At 42.0% G+C, this 20,063-nt stretch carries 9 protein-coding genes; 7 read left to right on the forward strand and 2 right to left on the reverse strand.

Annotated elements, in window-relative coordinates; translation table 11 throughout:
• Positions 1-109 precede the first annotated feature (109 nt).
• Positions 110-313 (reverse strand): high light inducible protein, encoded by a 204-nt coding sequence (locus tag BV375_RS33610; protein WP_086768659.1) that lies wholly within the window; start codon positions 311-313, stop codon positions 110-112.
• Between the two features lie 518 nt (positions 314-831).
• Between BV375_RS33610 and BV375_RS33615 the strand changes: the two genes are divergently transcribed.
• Together BV375_RS33615 and tilS are read left to right on the forward strand one after the other, a co-directional pair.
• Positions 832-3,951, forward strand: a complete 3,120-nt coding sequence (locus BV375_RS33615; protein ID WP_086768661.1) for a hypothetical protein — start codon at positions 832-834, stop codon at positions 3,949-3,951.
• Positions 3,952-5,001: 1,050 nt separating this feature from the next.
• Positions 5,002-6,003: a tRNA lysidine(34) synthetase TilS gene (tilS, locus tag BV375_RS33620; protein WP_086768663.1), complete on the forward strand. Its 1,002-nt coding sequence runs from the start codon at positions 5,002-5,004 to the stop codon at positions 6,001-6,003.
• Between the two features lie 52 nt (positions 6,004-6,055).
• Here tilS and hmpF read toward each other — a convergent pair whose 3' ends face one another.
• Positions 6,056-7,831, reverse strand: coding sequence for a pilus motility taxis protein HmpF (gene hmpF, locus BV375_RS33625; protein WP_086768665.1), 1,776 nt, complete (start codon positions 7,829-7,831; stop codon positions 6,056-6,058).
• Positions 7,832-8,377: 546 nt separating this feature from the next.
• Here hmpF and BV375_RS33630 point away from each other — a divergent pair.
• The 5 genes from BV375_RS33630 (at position 8,378) to BV375_RS33650 (ending at position 19,940) form a co-directional block, all read left to right on the forward strand.
• Positions 8,378-9,574, forward strand: a complete 1,197-nt coding sequence (locus BV375_RS33630; RefSeq protein WP_086768667.1) for a response regulator — start codon at positions 8,378-8,380, stop codon at positions 9,572-9,574.
• Positions 9,575-9,786: 212 nt separating this feature from the next.
• Positions 9,787-10,152 carry a response regulator gene (locus BV375_RS33635; RefSeq protein WP_086687337.1) on the forward strand — a complete coding sequence of 122 codons (366 nt, stop codon included), beginning with the start codon at positions 9,787-9,789 and terminating at the stop codon, positions 10,150-10,152.
• A 13-nt stretch (positions 10,153-10,165) separates the two neighbouring features.
• Positions 10,166-10,696, forward strand: a complete 531-nt coding sequence (locus tag BV375_RS33640) for a chemotaxis protein CheW (protein ID WP_086768670.1) — start codon at positions 10,166-10,168, stop codon at positions 10,694-10,696.
• Positions 10,697-10,712: 16 nt separating this feature from the next.
• Positions 10,713-13,655 (forward strand): methyl-accepting chemotaxis protein, encoded by a 2,943-nt coding sequence (locus BV375_RS33645; RefSeq protein WP_086768672.1) that lies wholly within the window; start codon positions 10,713-10,715, stop codon positions 13,653-13,655.
• Between the two features lie 90 nt (positions 13,656-13,745).
• A complete protein-coding gene (locus BV375_RS33650) occupies positions 13,746-19,940 on the forward strand; it encodes a response regulator (RefSeq protein WP_086768674.1) in 6,195 nt (2,064 codons plus the stop codon).
• The last annotated feature ends 123 nt before the right edge of the window (positions 19,941-20,063 follow it).

Below are 20,063 nucleotides of genomic sequence, written 5' to 3' on the forward strand. Positions count from 1 at the left end.
GCATTACGATCTACGCCGTTATATTCTTTAGCAACTGGTGGTAAATCAGTAGAAGGGCGAGTTTCCATTTTCTTTCTCCAAAATTGTGTTTTTTGTTTATATTTAGGCTTTAGTAACCAATCAGGTGTAAGACGTCGCGCAGAACGCTAAATCCTGCTAAATCCCACAATAAATAAGCGAGAAAACCGATAGCTGCCAGACGACCGTTCCATAGTTCAGCTTGCGGTGTCCAGCCAAACAGAAAAGCATTACGATCGCTGCCGTTATATTCTGTAGCAATTGTTGGTAAATCAGTGGAAGAACGAGTTTCCATTTTTCCCTTAACAATTTGTTGCTTGATTTAAATGTAACGATTTATGAATAAGTTGCTTTCTGTCTTTAGGCACAAACAATAGGCACTTCTTGTGGATGATCAATCAAAGCTATTAAAGCTGATATATCCACCTTAAGGTGGTGATAAAAAAAATAATTATAAATAAATGTAACGCTTGCAACATAAAAGAGCATTAAAATCAGGCAATTAACTTTAATAAAGGTGCCCATTAATAAATTTCTAACAAAATCAATTTTTTAAAAAATACTAATAAATATTTATGTTTATCGGCATTAGCGTAGCTTAACGAATTTATCGCCAATAATGAAGATTTTCCCTTTGGCTAGCCAAATTTCTATCTAACGCTAGATATACTGTTCAAACTGTGGAGAGATGCCTTGGATGCCTAAATTCCAGGATTCTGAGATCTACAAGAGTTAGGTATTGCCATAAATACAGAATTTCTGCTCATGTAATCCTTAATTTCCTCAAATTTAAGCTTAGACAAAGGAAATACAATGTTTCAAAGTACGGAAATTATGCTGGGACTGTATAAACCACTATTGTGGGTGGCACAGGCTCCAGTAGACTCCACAGGCGTCTCACCAGCACAGGCATCGGTTATAACTTCCGGGCCACGCTTTTTTGTGGCTTTGATCTCTGGTGTGATTCTAGCTTTTGCTTTTCAATTAGTATTAACAAACCTATCTGTTGCTGCGGGTATTTCTTACCTGGGGCGTCCCTCTGACTCAGATTCAGATCACCACGAAGCGGGAAGTGTCGGCGGTACGATTCGCAAAATCGGTACAGCAGTAGGAATTTGGACGCTAGTTACTGTAACAGTTGCCTTATTAATTGCTTGTTTTTTGGCAGTAAAACTCAGCTTGCTGGTGTTAGATCCAGGACTGGGTGCAACTTTGGGACTAGTAATTTGGGGTGCTTACTTTTTACTGCTGATGTGGGTGAGTTCTACGACAGTCGGTTCCTTGATTGGCTCAGTAGTGAATACGGCAACCTCTGGCTTTCAGGCGATTATGGGGACAGCCACTGCTGCCTTGGGAGCAAAAACTGTCAGTAACCAAGTTGTCGCAACAGCTGAAGCCGCCGCCGCCGCCGTGCGCCGGGAACTAGGAAGCGGGATCGACCCAACTAGTATTCGAGAAAACGTAGAAGATTACTTAGACAGGTTGCGTCCCCCAGAGTTGGATCTATCTAAGATCCGTAGTGACTTTGAAAACTTACTTAAAGACCCGCAATTTCAAGCGATCGCAGGTAATCCAGATCTGCGCAACATCGACCGCCAAAAGTTTATTGATTTAGTCAGCAGTCGCACCGACCTTTCTAAACGAGATGTTAAACGCATCGCTGACACATTGTATAAACTCTGGCAGCAGGTAGTGAGTCAGCAAGCACCAGCGCAAGATCGCCTAGGGGAGTTAGTCGAATATCTCAAATCACTGCCACCAGGCCAAACTAAAACAGATGAACTCAACGCCAAGCTGGAGAGGCTAATTGCAGAAACCCGTGGCTCTAAAGAAACTGACCAAAAAGCAACCCCAGGACCAATTCAGCAAACACTCCAGCAAGGAATATCTGCCTTGACTGGTATTGTTTTAGGAAGAACAGACTTATCAGATTTAGATGTAGAAAAAATTTGGCAATCTCTGTCTACCGCTAAAGATAAAATTAGTGAACAAACCGACAAGCTAGGTTTGCCCGCAGCTTCCCAACCCTATAGTCCAATTCGGGCTGATGTCGAAAACTACCTGCATAACACTTATGCTTGGCAACTCAGCCGGGAAAGAATTGCCCAGGAATTTCGCGATGTGATCTACGATCCGGCTGCGGACCCTGGAGTAGTAAGGCGGGAATTAGAGCGACTTTCCCGTAATGATTTTGTCAACATCCTGCAACAACGGGGGCTGCTTACCCAAGGACAAATTCAGCGGATTGCAGATCAACTAGAAGCTGTGCGCCAAGAAGTGTTGGTGACAGTGACTGCTGTTGAAGAAAGAGAAATAGTAGAAGACTTGCAACGTCGAGTATCAAGCTACCTACTCGTTACTAGTAAGGCTGATTTAACCTCAGAAGGTATTGAACGGGATTTCAAAGCTCTGTTGTCAGATCCAGAAGCAGATTATGAAACTCTGTCACGGCGATTGGCTGCGATCGATCGCCAACAAATGCAGCAAATACTGTTTCAACGCAATGATATTCAGCCATACGAATTAGACGGGATTCTAGAGGATTTAGAAAAACAACGCGATCGCGTGTTGATCGAATCAAAAGGGCTAGCAGAGCAGGCAAAATATCAAGCAGAAACTCTGTGGCTAAATTTAGAGTCATATCTGCGTAACACTGGCAAAAGTGAACTCAACCCTGATGCCATTCGTGCCGATCTCAAAAGGTTGCTGGAAGATCCCCAAGCGGGAATTACTGCAATTAGAGCACGGTTATCTCGTTTTGATCGCGACACCTTGGTACAACTATTGAGTCAGCGCCAAGATTTAAGCGAAGACCAAGTTAATCAAATCATCAATTCTGTTGAAGATTCTTGGCATAGTATCCGCCACGCACCCCAAGCTATAGCGGATAAAGCTAAAGACCAATATGACTCTGTTAGCACTACCATCGCCGATTACTTACGTAACACTGGCAAAACAGAACTTAACCCCGAAGGTATTCAGCGCGATCTCAACAGACTCTTAGCCAATCCCAAAGAAGGAGCCTTAGCACTACGCCGTCGCTTATCGCAGGTTGATCGGGATACACTGGTGAAATTACTCAGTCAACGTCAAGACTTGAGCGAACAACAAGTCAATGAAGTTATCGATTCCGTACAAAATTCGATTCGCAACATTGTACGTGCGCCCCGTCGTTTTGCGACTAGAACACAGCAAAGAGTAGAAACTTTCCAAGCTTATTTGGAAGAGTATTTACGGCAGACTGGCAAGGAAGAACTCAACCCAGAAGGTATCAAGCGCGACCTACAACTTTTATTGCACGATCCCCGTGTCGGACTAGAAAGCTTTAGCGATCGCTTGGCTCATTTTGACCGTTCCACAATTATCGCTCTGCTGAAAATTCGTGAAGATATTTCCGATGAGGAAGCAGCCAGAATTGCAGATAACATCGTTTCAGTGCAACAGCAATTTGTGGAGCAAATACGAGGTATCCAAAGACGCATCCAAGATGTGATTGATGGAGTTTTTGCTCGCATCCGCAACTATCTCAACTCCTTAGAGCGCCCGGAACTGAACTACGATAGTATTAAGCGCGATGTTCGGCAATTATTTGAAGATCCACAAGCTGGGTTTGATGCGTTACGCGATCGCCTGTCTTCTTTCAACCGCGATACTCTAGTAGCACTGATCAGTTCCCGTGAGGATATCTCCGAAGAAGATGCCAACCGGATTATTGACCAAATTGAAGGAGCTCGCAACACAGTCTTACAAAGAGCAGAACGCCTACACCACGAAGCACAACGCCGTTTAGAAGAAGTAAAACATCAAGCACAGCGGCAAGCCGAAGAAACCCGTAAAGCTGCTGCTACAGCCGCTTGGTGGTTGTTTGCTACAGCAGTTGTCTCCGCTATTTTCTCAGCATTAGGAGGAGCGCTCGCTGTCGTTCGGCTGTAGGTGGACAAATTGTCTTTGCTAATTTGTTCAAACCTCCCACACTGGGAGGTTTTTTATTCAATATTGGTACTAAGTTTAAAGTGAAAAGATATCAGCTTTTATCTTCGATAGCTTTGCTCTTGAAAGCTAACATATTCAGGGCTTACGCACGGGTCACGGAAAAATGTATACACGAAGTGGCTTCCCGTTCGCTGAAAGCGTTCCCGTTCGCGTAGCGTCTCCGCAGGAGAAGGGTAGGGTACCACAGAAGCACAGAGAAGGACACTTGCGTGCGGGAGTTCCTCCCGTTGAGCAAAGTGTCCGTGACACGGAGCAATGAGAGTTTGAGAGTTTTTTTGCGTAAGTTCTAATATTTATGAATTATTGATTAATCACACATTTCCTCTCTAAGAATTTTTAGCAAAAAAGCACAATTTTCTTTGAGTAACCATTGAATTATTGATTCAAACAATTGAATGCCCAAAAATACAAACAGTAATATCCTCATTGTTAGTGTACTTTTGAATGCATAGAATGTAGTTATCCAGTACAGCTTAAAGCCTAACTAGACATTCATAGGGTTGATATTGTGTTGTCAAATTTCAAAACTACGAAAAGTAATCAGCAAGCCAAAACAGGTAAAACTTTTTGGACTTTCAGCAACACTTTGCTGTGCATAGCAATTTTCCTAGTTCTACCAATTTGTACTTTTACTGCCTTTTTTTCACTATTCTCTTCAACCAATTCTTCACTATTTTCCTTAATTACTTCTAATAACGACTCACCTCATGCTACATCAATCCCTTGGATTGATAATGCTTCAGAATGTCAATATACAAATAGAAGTTGGCATGACAATAAATGTTGGGATGATGAACATAGCCCTACATTTTAAATTAAGATATATGTTTCCGCCTCGTAAAATTTATTAACGAGGCATAATGTTCATACAATTATTTTGAGTTCCGGCTTGTGTCAGTTAGTAAAATCTAAAATTTCACATACCAATATGCCCAGATGACACAGATAAAATAGAAAATGTTGTGCGTCTGTCTGTGGTTCAATATAGAAATGGTATGGACTCCCTTACATGCAAAAATTCATCGCACTATCCGAATGCGCGACTTATTTGAGCGCAACCAACGTTTATTAGTGGCGGTATCCGGTGGGCAAGATTCTTTGTGTCTCATAAAATTACTGTTAGATTTACAATCAAAATGGGGATGGCATTTAGGTATTGCTCACTGCGATCATTGCTGGCGTTCTGACTCCCAAGCTAATGCTATCCATGTAGAACACCTAGCTCAAACTTGGAATATATTATTTTATTTAGAAACTGCTACACAGCCGTTAAATAGCGAAGCTGCTGCACGTAATTGGCGGTATCAAGCTTTAAGTGCGATCGCTCAGGAAAATAATTACAACTGTATTGTGACAGGACACACAGCAAGCGATCGTGCGGAGACTCTCTTATATAATTTAATTCGCGGTACAGGGGCTGATGGATTACAGGCTCTTACTTGGCAACGTCCACTGACTTTAGGCATTACCTTAGTAAGACCACTTTTAGAAGTTACTCGTACACATACAAAGCAATTTTGTGATGATTTGCATCTGCCAGTATGGGAAGATTCGACAAATCAAGATTTACAGTACGCCCGCAACCGCATCCGCCAAGAGTTAATCCCATATCTGCAAAAAAATTTTAACCCCAAAGTAGAATCAGCTTTAGCCCAAACAGCGGAACTTCTCCAAGCAGAAGTGGAGTATTTAGAGACAGCAACACAAAAGTTAAAAGAACAAGCAATTGAAGGGGTAAACCAAGAGTATTTTCCTGGTTGTTTGCCCTTAAGACTCAATCGTCGTGTATTGCAGACAGCACCGCTAGCGTTGCAACGTCGTGTTATGCGTCAAATCCTACAACAAATACTTCCTGATGCCCCCAGTTTTGAACACATCGAAAAATTAACTAGTTTAATTACAGCTCCCAGCCGCTCCCAAACCGATCCATTTCCTGGTGGTGCGATCGCTCAAGTACAAGGTGATTGGATATATATAAAGAATGAAGTATGAAGGCTGAAGTTTGAAGTATTTTTCATCTTTCATACTTCAGACTTTATCCTTTTTAGGATGCTAGTAATTCTGGCTGAGATATGAGATCTAGAAGAGTATGGCGTATCTGGGCAATAGCCTGGAGTTGATAATCACCCGTTTCTTGAACTTGAGCTAAAGATTCAACTATGCCTTGCAACTTCTGCCGTAAAGCATCTAGACTGTCTTGAATTGGTTGTAGTGTCTCTTGATAGAGATTAACCCGACCCCAGCATTCTGTAGTTGCCATTCTCAAGGACTGTAAGTTGTCCTCCATCGTTTTCAGTTCTTGGCGCTTCTCTTCTAAATCGTGGACTTGATTATCAATCATCCCTTGGGCTAGCTCCATACCAGCTTGCAATTGCTCAATCTCACGTTCTAACTTTTGCAATTCTTGAGACTGTTGTTGTCGCTGGTTTTCACTTTGCAAAAGAATCGGCCCTAAATCAATTGAGTTATCTTCTGGTTCATTGGCAACAGCATGTCCTTGTCGCCGTAAGAGTACAGATTGATGTTGCTTGATTAACTTCTGCCGCTGTAGCAAATTACGACGTTGTCCTACCAAACTTTGGTTTAACATCTGGTAGAGGTCTTTTTCATCTGCCAGTTCCATTTCTAGATTAATCACGTCATGGTCAGATGCTTGATTAATTTTATTTTGTAGTTCGTCTATAGCTTCTTGCTTATATTTCAGTTCTTGTTCTTGATCGTGGACAAAGCTAGAGTCTATGTCCAACTTATCCTGCAAATCTTGTACCACTTTTTGCAGTTCATCTAAAGGCATATTTTCTAAAGCTTTTACATCTACTTTCTGCCCAAGAATTCCATCCCCAGATGTGGCAGCTAAGGACTGAATCTGTTGATATAAGTCTTCTTGATTTCGTAATTGCTCTTTTAGTATTTGAGCGTATTCTTGCTTGCTGGCAAGAATTGCGATATTTACTTTTAACTCAGATGTATGTTGATGTAAAGAATTTTGTGCCTCTTGCCAGATGTTTTGGTGATCGCTAAAGGTTTGCGAGAGGCGTTCAACTTCCTCTTGCTGTTGAGTAGCTACAGTTTTTTTCTCCTCTAGTTGTTGCCAATATTGATTCAGAGTAGCTTGCTGCTTTTCTACTAACTCAAAAGCAAAATGCAGGTGCTCCCGCACTGTTTCCGTAGGAGCAACGCGACTAGACAAGCGATCAAGTAACTCACTCAATACTCGACTTTGCTCTTCATCCAAAACCTTCCCTTGTTGGGAATCTGCTTGAAACTCCTCTAGACGACGCTGCTCTCCCCGCAAATGCTCCCAAGCTCCTTCGAGTTCCTGGCGATTGCGCTCAATTTCTTGTTGCAACTTTTCAATCTCTGTGCGGGAATTTTCAAATTCCTCTTTTTGCGCCTCCAGTTGATGAAAATCATCCTCCATTTGTTGCAACTGTTCCAAGCGGACTTCCATTTCCATTTCACGGCGATTCAATTCTTGCGCCTGAAATGTTAGCGATTGTTTCCACTGGTCAATCTCGTCTTCTTTGAGCTTAAATTTTTCCAATTGGCGAGAAAAATTCTGCAATATATTAACTAGGGGACGCCCAGCTTCTTGAATCCTTTGCACTTGGCGATTTGGAGTTAGTTCCACCAGTACGAGTGCGCCATCATTTAATTTACTCGCTTCTTCAGCCACAATCACATCTTCCGACACAGGACTCCAATTCTGGTCGGTTCGCTGACAAGCCAGGAGTCTCATTTCAGTTTTGGAATTACTACTGAGTAAATTGGTAGTGAGTAAGTTGCCTTTTTGTTTTTGTACTTCTGCTAAATACAGCACACCGTTAGTCCTTTTGTGTACTTAATGTCTGTGATTTGGGTTATATCTTAGATATTTCTGCTAGCTTGCCTGATTTCACCGCAACCAGGAAAAAAAGACAAACAAAACTATTTATAGACATGACATGGCATGTCACATCTTGTTACATATAGATGCGTGTGGATCGCGCCTTTATATTTTGTGCTGATGGTAATAATGATGGCTACCGTGTGATCACTAGCTTTGTCAAAGTGTATTACGAAAAATTAAGGAACATTGCTTAACGTCCGCGATGCCAGAGATTTTGTGCAGGCAGTAATGATATCTAATAAATCTTCCTCCTAGTGCAAAGTGAGGAAAAAACTTGAAAATGCTTGTGTAATCAGCAATATTCCTTCCACCTCATCTGCGATAACTGCAACTTTGCGGTGACTTTTACCCTGCAATTTCTGCTTTGCTGTCCAAAGCAAGTCAAACTACCTTTTTAACACTAGTTAAAGATAAAAAATTACTGGGCAAACTTAACAAAGAATGTAAACAGGATCGCAAGGAGTACCTTTTAGCTAAATGCAGGGAAATTTAAATGAAATTGATATTCCTAGTATCCTGCAATTGATTGAGTGGGGGCAGCGAACTGGTCAATTGTTAGTGAAATCCCATAATTTTCGCAATAGTAACAAAATTAGTAGAGAGGTTAGCAAATATCACCATTGCTTGAAATGCCAACCACAACAGTATTGGTTCGTCTTTTTCCTCAATGGGCAAATTATCTATTGCCAACAAGGAGATGGTAGTTTATCTAGGATTGACGATTATTTACGACATTACCGAGTCGAGATGCAGCTTGACGATATACAGCTAGCCTCTCTAGACTCAGTGAATGTAGCAGAGTATAGCTATCTCTGGGAACTCTTAGCGCAGAATATAATTAACCCCAAGGTAGCTCGTGATATCATGCACAGTCTTGTATATGAAACGCTCTTTGATTTACTGAGTTTGCATGAAGGTAGCTTCATTTTTCATCAGAGTCCAGCACTTACCCCACAATTAACCACCTGGGAAATTACTCCTCTAGTGACAAAAATTGCTAAGCAATTGCAACATTGGCAGCAACTGTATCCATATATTCAGTCTCCTGATCAGGTGCCTATGCTTTCTGATGTCGTTCAATTACATACCTCTTTACCAGTAGAAACAGTTAATAAGCTCAAGCATTGGGCAGACGGTAAAACATCCCTGCGTCAATTAGCTCGCTATCTCAACCGAGACATATTCACAGTCGCTAAGGCAATATATCCTTACGTCCAGCAAGGTTGGCTGCAATTAGTATATTCAAATACTTGTAATTTTGATGTAGATAGAGAAAATTCGGTGATAGATATCAACACTAGAGTGCAAATAGTAAGTATCGAGGCATCAACAACTATTGGTGAGACTATAGAGTCTATTTTGCAGCCGAAAGGATATGAAGTGTTAACTTTGACTAATCCTTTAGAGGCTTTCAGCCTCATTTTTCAACTCAAGCCAGATATGATTTTCTGTGACATGATGATGCCGGAATTAGATGGGTATGAGATTTGTGCCATGATGCGACAGTCTACAGTATTTGCACTGGTGCCAATTATTTTGTTGAATGCTCAAGATAGATTTATCGATCGAGTCAGAGCTAAGATGGTCGGGACTACAGATTTTTTGACAAAACCGTTGAAAGATACTGAGATACTGATGCTCGTAGAGAAATATATCAATATAAATTATTGCTAGGGCATACAAAAAAGATACAAGACTTGTTGATCAGATAAAAGATGGGGTAAAAAATGTTATCACAGAATCAACCAGCCCCAGTACAACCAGTACAAAGTTATTATCTAGTAAATTAGTGAAGGAATAGAGTTAATTTATACAATAAATGCTTGCGGGGTAATCAGGGAATGTTCCAAAGGGGAACGTCTACATCAGGAGGTAGATAGGCATTTATGAGTACAGTTCTGATTGTGGAAGACAGTATCGCACAAAGGGAGATGATTACGGACCTCCTGAAAGCCAGTGGCTTAACAGTCACCCATGCCAGTGACGGAGTAGAAGCTTTGGAGGCCATTCAAAGTGCACCTCCCGATTTAGTGGTTTTGGATATTGTCATGCCTCGGATGAACGGCTACGAAGTTTGCCGTCGGTTAAAATCCGATCCGAAAACCCAGAATGTCCCCGTGGTGATGTGTTCTTCCAAAGGTGAAGAATTTGATCGCTACTGGGGCATGAAGCAGGGTGCAGACGCTTACATAGCCAAACCATTTCAACCAACTGAGTTGGTGGGAACAGTCAAACAACTGCTGCGAGGATAAGGATGAAAATAACATGGTCAGCAAACCGGACTTTTTAAGTGGTGGTAGTCAAGACCACTTCCGTCCTGAATTACAAGTAGAAAGTCCTGAAGGTGAATTACATTTGCGGTTTTACATTCCTTCGCACCAGGAGTTTGCACTACCTGCAACTGGGATTCGAGAAGTAATGGAACTGAGTCCAGATAGAATCACTCCGATTCCTAATGCTTCTCCTTTACTTTTGGGTACTCTAAATTTACGAGGTCGAGTAATTTGGGTGGCTGATTTGGGCCAATTTCTGGGGGAAGCAACCGCGCTAAACACAGATCGAGCAGAAATTCCGGTAATTGCTATCGAAGAGCAAGACACAATAGTGGGCTTAGCGGTAGAAGAAATCGGTGGTATGGACTGGCTTGATGCACAGAATCTGATGCTACCAACTCATGTGCCGGATACAATGGCTCCCTTTTTACGCGGTGAGTGGTTATTAGATACTAAAAAAAATCAGTGTCTACGACTGCTCGATCAAATGGCAATTTTGCGGAGTGCGAGGTGGGCAGGATGAAAATGGGAGGGTGGAAATGGCAGCAAGTATAGATGATTACCTAGATATATATAAGCAGGCTTGTACGGCTTATGCGCAACAGAACTATGAAGTTGCCGCCACTTTAGTTGACCAAGTGGTGCAAAATTTACCAAATGACCCTAACTCCCATTTGTTACGGGGTCACATCTACTATGTTTTACAGCAGTACGATGTTGCAAAAGTCGAATACGAAAAAGTGTTGCAGCTGACTCAAGACAAAGAAATAATTGGTTTTGCCAAACATGGTCTTGAGAGTATCAATGAATACCTGGAAATCCTACCTGCTCAGGACATTACCACAAAGGATAATGAGCAAATAACCTCAGAAAAAATTTCTGATCCTTTGCTAACTGATGACCTAATATCACAAGGTTTAGACTCCAATAGCGATTTTGCTAGCAACACCTTTGATGACAAAGCCTTTGGCGAGTACCAACCAGATGTAAATGAAATAGAAGAGCTATCCTTGGACAGTCCCTTCAATATTTCTGCAAACAGTAGTATTGCAGTTAATGCCATACCAGATTTTTCAGAACCTTTGAGCGATGACCCGTTTAATTTGAATCACCAACCAAGTGGGCAAGAGTCGCATGCTAACAGTTGGCAGGAGCAAGGAAATCTGGAATTGCCTGCTTTTTGGCAGGAAGATATCACAGAGGATAGTATTTACGAGCCAGGAGAGAAGAGCCATTTTCTAGACACTAGTACAAATTCAACTCAAGAAGGTGTTGCTAATTCTAAAGATGATAGCGATAGCGATTCACCTTTTGCAGAGTTTGATTTGCCAACAAACAATAACTGGGAAATACCAACTGAATTCTTGATGGAGGAAAAGTATCCAGAACCAAGTGATATGGATTTGGATATGAATAGCAATAGTCTGGAAAATGAAACTTTAGCGAAAAGTCAAATAGTTGTCCAGGATAGTGCAACAAAAACAAATAATTTGAGATCCAACCGTCAGGATAATTTATCTCAAAGTACACCCGATAATTGGTTGGGGCCTATAGAAGCCCAAAATACCTTAAAAGACTTATCTGCTTCTGCTAACAGAGATTTTAGCCAAGAAGAAAAACAGGTAAAACCGGGTGTAACAGTAGAAACAAATAATTTGGAAATTGACGATAATTTTGATTTTGAAGCATTTGAATCTGCTTTTGGCTCGGAGAGTTTAAGCTCAGATCAAGACACAGGCAATATCCGCAATGGAAGCTCTAAGAGTAATATAGAGTTTTTAGATGACTTTGATGAATTTGACGATTTGGGTAACATTCCAGGCTTTGATCTAGCAGAAGCAGACTCCAGCTTTAGCGATGTGGCAATGCATTCTGGTTCACTGGAAACTGGCAGTAACTCCCGTAGCCAAATTGTGGAGTCTTCTGCAATTGATGAAGCTAGCGATCGCGAAGATGAATTATTTTCGATTACTGGTTCACAAGAAGCAGTCCCAGTCTTTACTCAAGTTGATGTCTCGAAGTTAGAACCCACTGTCAGCGTCGAGCAAGGTTGGTTAGCCCCTTTAGAGAATGCCTCCCTAGAAAAGAAACAATGGATAATCGCAGGTAGTGTAGGTATAGTTTCGGCACTAGTTGTAGCCACAGTCAGCTTTGGAGCTACCACATTTTCTCCACCTCAGCAACGGGAATCAGTGCGGAATACTGGCTGGGCAATGTCACTAGCAGCCGGAATTGCCGGTTTTGCGACCGCCGCCTTTATGGGTAATTTTACACTCAAGCAAATTCGGCGCACAACCCAAAATTTGCAAGCTCAGTTTGATGCTGTGCGGCAAGGTAATCTCAATGCTCAAGCCACGATATATTCCGAAGATGAATTAGGACTGCTAGCCACTGGCTTTAATGAAATGGCACGGGTGATTTTTACTACCACTAATGAAGCCCAACGTAAAGCCGATGAACAAGAGGAAGCCAAAGAAAATCTGCAACGCCAAGTAATTCGCTTGTTAGATGATGTGGAAGGAGCAGCTAGAGGAGATTTAACAGTACAAGCTGAGGTAACAGCAGACGTACTGGGAGCCGTTGCTGATGCCTTTAACCTGACAATCCAAAACTTGCGGGATATCGTCCAACAGGTAAAAGTGGCAGCTAAGGAAGTAACAAAAGGTGCAACTAACTCCGAAACCTTTGCGAGAGCCTTATCTAGTGATGCCTTGCGACAAGCAGAAGAGTTGGCTGTAACGCTGAATTCTGTACAAGTAATGACCGACTCAATTCAACGCGTAGCCGAAGCGGCGCGGGAAGCGGAGACTGTTGCCCGTGATGCTAGCACCATCGCCCTCAAAGGTGGGGAAGCAGTGGAAAATACCGTGGCAGGTATTTTAGAAATTCGGGAAACTGTGGCAGAGACAACCCGTAAAGTGAAGCGACTAGCAGAATCTTCTCAAGAAATCTCGAAAATTGTTGCGTTAATCTCCCAAATTGCCTCTAGAACCAATTTGTTAGCACTCAATGCTAGTATTGAGGCGGCACGGGCAGGAGAAGCCGGACGCGGATTTGCGATAGTAGCAGATGAAGTGCGCCAGTTAGCAGACAAGTCTGCCAAGTCGTTAAAGGAAATTGAGCAGATTGTGATGCAAATCCAGAGCGAAACAGGCTCTGTGATGACTGCAATGGAGGAAGGTACACAACAGGTAATTAAAGGCACGAAATTGGCAGAAGAAGCCAAGCGATCGCTAGAAAATATTATTCAAGTGGCAAATCGTATTGATATTTTGGTGCGCTCAATTACTTCCGATACTGTGGAACAAACTGAAACCTCCCGTGCTGTAGCTCACGTGATGCAATCTGTAGAACTTACAGCACAAGAAACCTCTCAGGAAGCACAACGAGTTTCCGGTGCCCTACAAAACTTAGTGGGTGTATCCCGTGACTTGATTGCTTCAGTTGAACGTTTCCGGGTGGAAACTCTCGAATCTAGATAATTTAGTCAATAGTCCAAAGTTCAAATATTGGCTCTTGACTGTTGATTGTTAACTGTTGACTCTTGACTATTGACTCTTGGCGAAAAAACTATGCTGCCGGAACAACAACAGCGCATTTTGGGTTACTTTATTGAAGAAGCAAGAGACCACCTGAATACGATTGAACAGGGGTTATTGAATCTCCAGAGTACCCTGAACGACCCAGAAATGATCAACGAAGTCTTCCGGGCGGCTCACTCCATCAAAGGGGGAGCTGCGATGCTAGGTTTGAGTAGCATCCAGCATACATCTCACCGCCTAGAAGATTGTTTCAAAGTTCTCAAAGAGAATCCGATTCAGGTTGACCAAAAGTTAGAGTCTTTGTTTCTCGGTGTTGCAGATACCCTCAAAGCACTTTTAGAGAATTTGAGTGGACCGTTTGGCTTGTCAGAAGAGACAGCCAATACTTTGATGTCAGAAACTGAGCCAGTCTTTCAATGGCTGAATCAGCATCTAGAACTACTCTTACAACAAGCAACCAGTGGTGTAGACAGTGGTATTTCCGCAACAGAAATACGTCCAGCCTTGGCAGATAACGCCAACACACTGACAGAAATTTTCATGCACCGGGATTTCTCCACACCAGAAGAAGAAAACAGCAGGGTATCCAGCGAACCATCTGTGATATTACCACAGGAGACAGGTTCGTCGGTTGTAGCCACGGATAATGAAACCTGGAGTGAGTTCCAAACCCAAGTGCTGCAAACACTGCGGGAAATGTTGCAACTATTTAAACAAGGGACAAACCTGGAAACTCGGCAAAATCTCGAGCAATCTTGTCAACAGTTAGTCCATCTCGGTGAAGCGTTTAATTTACCCAAGTGGTGTAATTTATGCCAAGCAGCAACAAATGCGATCGCTAATCCTGATAATACTTATCTAACTCTAGCTAAAATTGTCATTACAGAAATTAAAAAAGCTCAAGAATTAGTTCTTAAAGGTAAGGAACAGGAGATTGTAATTAGTCAGCAGCTAGAAGTACTCTTGAGCTTCCCAGAAGTTGAATTAGTAGACATAACCTATAATTTAACTGAGGAATCAGGTAGACAGCCAACTACGATTGCCGATCGGCTAGCTTCTACAAATGATGATTTTGTTAGTAGTATTAAAAATCCTGTAACTAGCCTATCTGAGCAACTTAACAAAGTTCAGAATATTATTCCAACCACAAAAAATACTACCAATGATTCTTCTTTATTGTTTAATTCCTTATCCAACAATGAAGATGATCCACTTTTGACAAATCATAATCTCGATCCCAAAGGTCCAGAAGTTGGAATAGCTGAGTTAAATACCCTTGCCGATTTATTTGAAGGTGAGACGCCAGAACTCGATGAAACTTGGCAACAAGAGGAAATATTAGACATCACTGCTGCCAGCAAATTGGGCGACATCACTACTAGTGATACGGAGGATAATGATAGCGATTTAGCTGATTTACTATCTTTCGATGAAGTTATAAGCAGTAATGATTCTCAAAAAACTACAATTCAAACAGAAGATTTCAGCTCATTATTTGGTGAAAATTTCTTAGAAAAAGAAAATTTAGAACCACAACATTCTCAAACATCACCAACAAACATTAATGATATAGATTTAGACACCCCCTCTGATGAAAGTATCGAAGAATTTACGCAAATTCTCTTAGAATATCCTGGGGATATTGCCCCACAAGATGTGGTGCAAGATTTATTGGGGCTGGCATTAGATGAAACTGAAAGGTCATCTATCGCTGAAGTCACTCAACCAGAAATTGAAGCGATATCAAGCATAGAACTATCTCATCACGAGCAAAACAGTTTCGATGAATTATTTTCAGTTTCTGAAAATGCAAACTTGGTTGAGGAAATTACTCCTAGTAGCGAACCCACGCTTAACTTCCCTCAGCCAGAAAGCTTTTCTTTAGATAATTTATTTACTGAATTAGAAGAAAATACACCATTTTCTACAGGTGAGTCAGAAATTGGAGATTTATTTGATACACCCTCAACAATAGCAAGAGATTTTTCGCCATCAGCAGATGATTTGAGCAACTTCTGGAACGAGGAAGCACAAACTCAACAACAGCCAGAATTTGACTCAAAGTTAGAGCAGGATGTAGCTAGAGCGTTAGAGGAGAGCTTGTTTACAGCTGCCAATGATTTTTTTAGCGATACTCCTTCACCGACAGAAAATTTTGACATTGAAGATTTTGATCTAGCTTTCCCCCAGCAAGATGAGCAACTCGATCTGATATTTTCAGCAGATGGCGGGGATGATTTATTTGCAGAGTTGGCACCAACCAACACGACAATTTCCCCCAATGTTGACGCTCAAGAAATACCTGTAACCGAGGTTAGTAGCTTCTTAGAAGAGCAGAGCCGCACCCCACTCCCCTCAACAGCATTACCTCCCGAAGCTTTAGATTTCACTCCTGAATTTACCAACCAGTCAGTAGAGAACGTATTTGGCAATTTTCCCAAAGCTCTTGCTGACCTGGAAATTGATTTGTTCAACATTAATACTCCAGAAACGACTGTTGCTGACAATGCAGAATTGAATTTAGCCGATGAGGCACCAGCAACAGCAGCAACTCTAGATCTCAACTTTGATATCCCAGAAACAACTGTTAGTGATACTCCAGAATTAGATTTAGCTGATGAATTATCAACAACTACTTCAGATTTAAATTTTGTTGAACCTTTTGGTTTACAACAGCCTCCAACTAACCCAGAGTTAGACGATAGTTTGGCAATTACCTTTGATTCTGCAAACATAACTAGTGCTGAGAGTACAGAACTAACTTTAGGTGATGAGTTAACGCCCACAGAAACTGTCTTCAGAGAATTCGCCACCTTAGAAGAGGTAGTAGATTTCACAGATGCGCTCGCACAAACTGAGAGTACAGAACTACCTGTAGTTGATGAATTACCAGCCGCAGAAACTGTCTTCCAAGAATTCGCCACCTTAGAAGAGGTAGTAGATTTCACAGATGCGCTCGCACAAACTGAGAGTACAGAACTACCTGTAGTTGATGAATTACCAGCCGCAGAAACTGTCTTCCAAGAATTCGCCACCTTAGAAGAGGTAGTAGATTTCACAGATGCGCTCGCACAAACTGAGAGTACAGAACTACCTGTAGTTGATGAATTACCAGCCGCAGAAACTGTCTTCCAAGAATTCGCCACCTTAGAAGAGGTAGTAGATTTCACAGATGCGCTCGCACAAACTGAGAGTACAGAACTACCTGTAGTTGATGAATTACCAGCCGCAGAAACTGTCTTCCAAGAATTCGCCACCTTAGAAGAGGTAGTAGATTTCACAGATGCGCTCGCACAAACTGATATTACAGAACTGTCTATAGTTGATGAGTTATCAGCCACCGAAACTATCTTCCAAGAATTTGCAACCTTAGACGAGGTAGTAGATAACACTGCAAACAGTGATTCCAACGACCTTATTATTGCAGAAGCTGATATTACAGAACTGTCTATAGTTGATGAGTTATCAGCCACCGAAACTGTCTTCCAAGAATTTGCAATTTTAGAAGAGGTAGTAGATAACACTGCAAACAGTGATTCCAACGACCTTGTTATTGCAGAAACTGATATTACAGAACTGTCTATAGTTGATGAGTTATCAGCCACCGAAACTATCTTCCAAGAATTTGCAACTTTAGAAGAGGTAGTAGATAACACTGCAAATAGTGATGCCAACGACCTTGTTATTGCAGAAACTGATATTACAGAACTGTCTATAGTTGATGAGTTATCAGCCACCGAAACTGTCTTCCAAGAATTTGCAACTTTAGAAGAGGTAGTAGATAACACTGCAAATAGTGATTTTAAAGATGCTGCAATAGCAGAAAATGTAGACGAATTAGATTTATTAGTTGAAGTAAAAGATTTATCCGCGCCTTTGTTGGATATAGCCCAGACAACTGAACCAGACAATGCTGTTGTTACTGATACTGCATTGGATGTGACATCAGTAGTAGCTGCGGAGGATGAATTTGTAGACCTAGAAACATTATTAGAAGAAGAATTCCCGACCTCTTTCCCAGACGAAGATTTTGCAGCACTGGAAGCATTGCTAGATGAAGACAACGATGAGGAGGCTGCTGTTACGCCTCCAACAGTTTACTCACAGCAATTGCAACCACAGACAACTGATAATAATGCCAGTATCACTATAATCTCACCAGAGATTGATGACGAATTTAGTGATTTAGAGAAATTGCTGGCGGAAGCAGATCAAACGATATCACATTCACCATCAACCAAACCAAAGACGGGCAAAACACCACGCTCCTCAACTCGTCGTGCAGCAAGATTTGAAGAAACGATGAAAGTTCCAGTCAAGCAACTGGATGATATGAGCAATTTAGTTGGGGAGTTGGTGGTAAATCGCAACACCTTAGAGCAGGATCAAGAACGTCTGCGGCAGTCATTAGATAACTTGCTGATTCAGGTGCAACAGCTATCTGATGTAGGAGCAAGGATGCAGGAACTATATGAGCGATCGCTCTTAGAAGCTTCGCTTTTAGCCAGTCGCAAAAACAAAGACTCTGATGTTCCATCCCCAGATTCCAATTCTGAGCGGGGTTTTAGTGAACTAGAAATGGATCGGTTTACACCTTTCCATACATTATCTCAGGAAATGATTGAAATGATTGTGAGGGTGCGTGAGTCAGCGAGTGACATCGACTTTGTAACTGAAGAAACCGAGCGAGTAGCACGGCAGTTCCGGCAAGTAACCACCCAGCTACAAGAGGGATTGACACGAGCACGAATGGTGCCATTTTCCCAAGCTATTGATCGCTTACGACGCGGAGTCAGAGATAATGCTATCAAATATGGCAAACAAGTGGAGTTAGTCATTGAAGGCGGCGATACCTTAATTGACAAAATGATTTTGGATCACCTGACCGATCCGCTGACTCACATGCTCAATAATGCGATCGCTCATGGTATTGAAACGCCAGAGGTGCGACAAGCTGCAAGTAAAAATCCGGTGGGAGTGATTAAAATTCGTGCCTTCCATCAAGGTAACCAAACCGTAATATCTGTGGGCGATGATGGTGCAGGTATCGATACAGAACGAATCAAAGCTAAGGCGTTGAAACTTGGTATGCTCACAGCAGAAGAGGTAAAAACCATAACGCGCCTAGAAATCTACGATTTACTGTTCCAGTCTGGTTTTAGTATTAAAGACCAGGCGGATGAAATTTCTGGTCGCGGTGTGGGTATGGATGTAGTTCGCTCTGAAATTAGCGAAATTCGTGGCACAGTTAACACTGATTCTACCCTTGGTAAGGGAACGACCTTTACAATTCGTCTACCACTCACTTTAAGTATTTGTAAAGCTCTATGTTGTGTTTCCGATAAAGCTCGCATCGCCTTCCCAATGGATGGTGTCGAAGATACTCTAGATATTCCTGTCAAAAATATCCAGCAGAGTGCTGATGGGCAAACATTTATTCCCTGGCGAGATACAGTATTACCATTCCGTCCCCTCAAGGAGCTTTTAGCCTTTAACCGACAACTCAGTCGCGGTAGTGTCTACGGTGGAACTCGCGATGATGACATGGTTTCTGTGGTTGTAGTGCGATCGGCAAATAGCTTAATTGCTCTACAGATTGACTTGGTACTGAGTGAGCAAGAAATTGTAATTAAGCAATTTGAAGGTCCAGCGCCAAAACCCCTTGGTGTAGCTGGTGCTACAGTCTTAGGTGATGGTCGCATTATGCCGATTGCTGATGTCCTAGAAATCATGGACATTTTCCAAGGACGGATATCTAAACAAAGTGGTGGTAGCCTCTGGCAGCAGAAAGGTACTCCCACTACGCTAGAAATCCCTGCTGTTAAAATTGACCCAACTGTGCTGATTGTTGATGACTCAATTACAGTTAGAGAGTTACTCTCCCTCACCTTTAACAAGGCAGGTTATCGCGTAGAACAAGCGCGTGATGGACAAGAAGCTTGGGATAAACTCCGCTCTGGGTTGCCTTGTGATATCGTATTTTGCGATATCGAAATGCCCCGCTGTGATGGACTCGAGTTGCTCTCTCGCATTCAGAAAGATAATAACCTCAACCACCTGCCAATTGCTATGCTCACCTCGCGGGGTGCAGACAAGCACAGACAAATGGCAATCCAACTTGGTGCTAGCGGCTACTTTACCAAGCCTTACCTAGAAGAAGCTCTACTAGAAGCAGCAGTGCGAATGCTCAAAGGAGAGAAACTAATTCTTGGTCCTACTGCTTAAACAATTAAACATCCCCATTACGCAATGGTAAAAGCCTCATGGACTCGGCTGTTAGCAACTTTCTTGCTAACAGTCATTATTTGCCGATGGTTGCTACCTGCTGGTGTCGCTAATGCTAGAATT

Source organism: Nostoc sp. 106C (assembly GCF_002154725.1).
In the GTDB taxonomy this organism is placed as follows: Bacteria; Cyanobacteriota; Cyanobacteriia; order Cyanobacteriales; family Nostocaceae; genus Aulosira.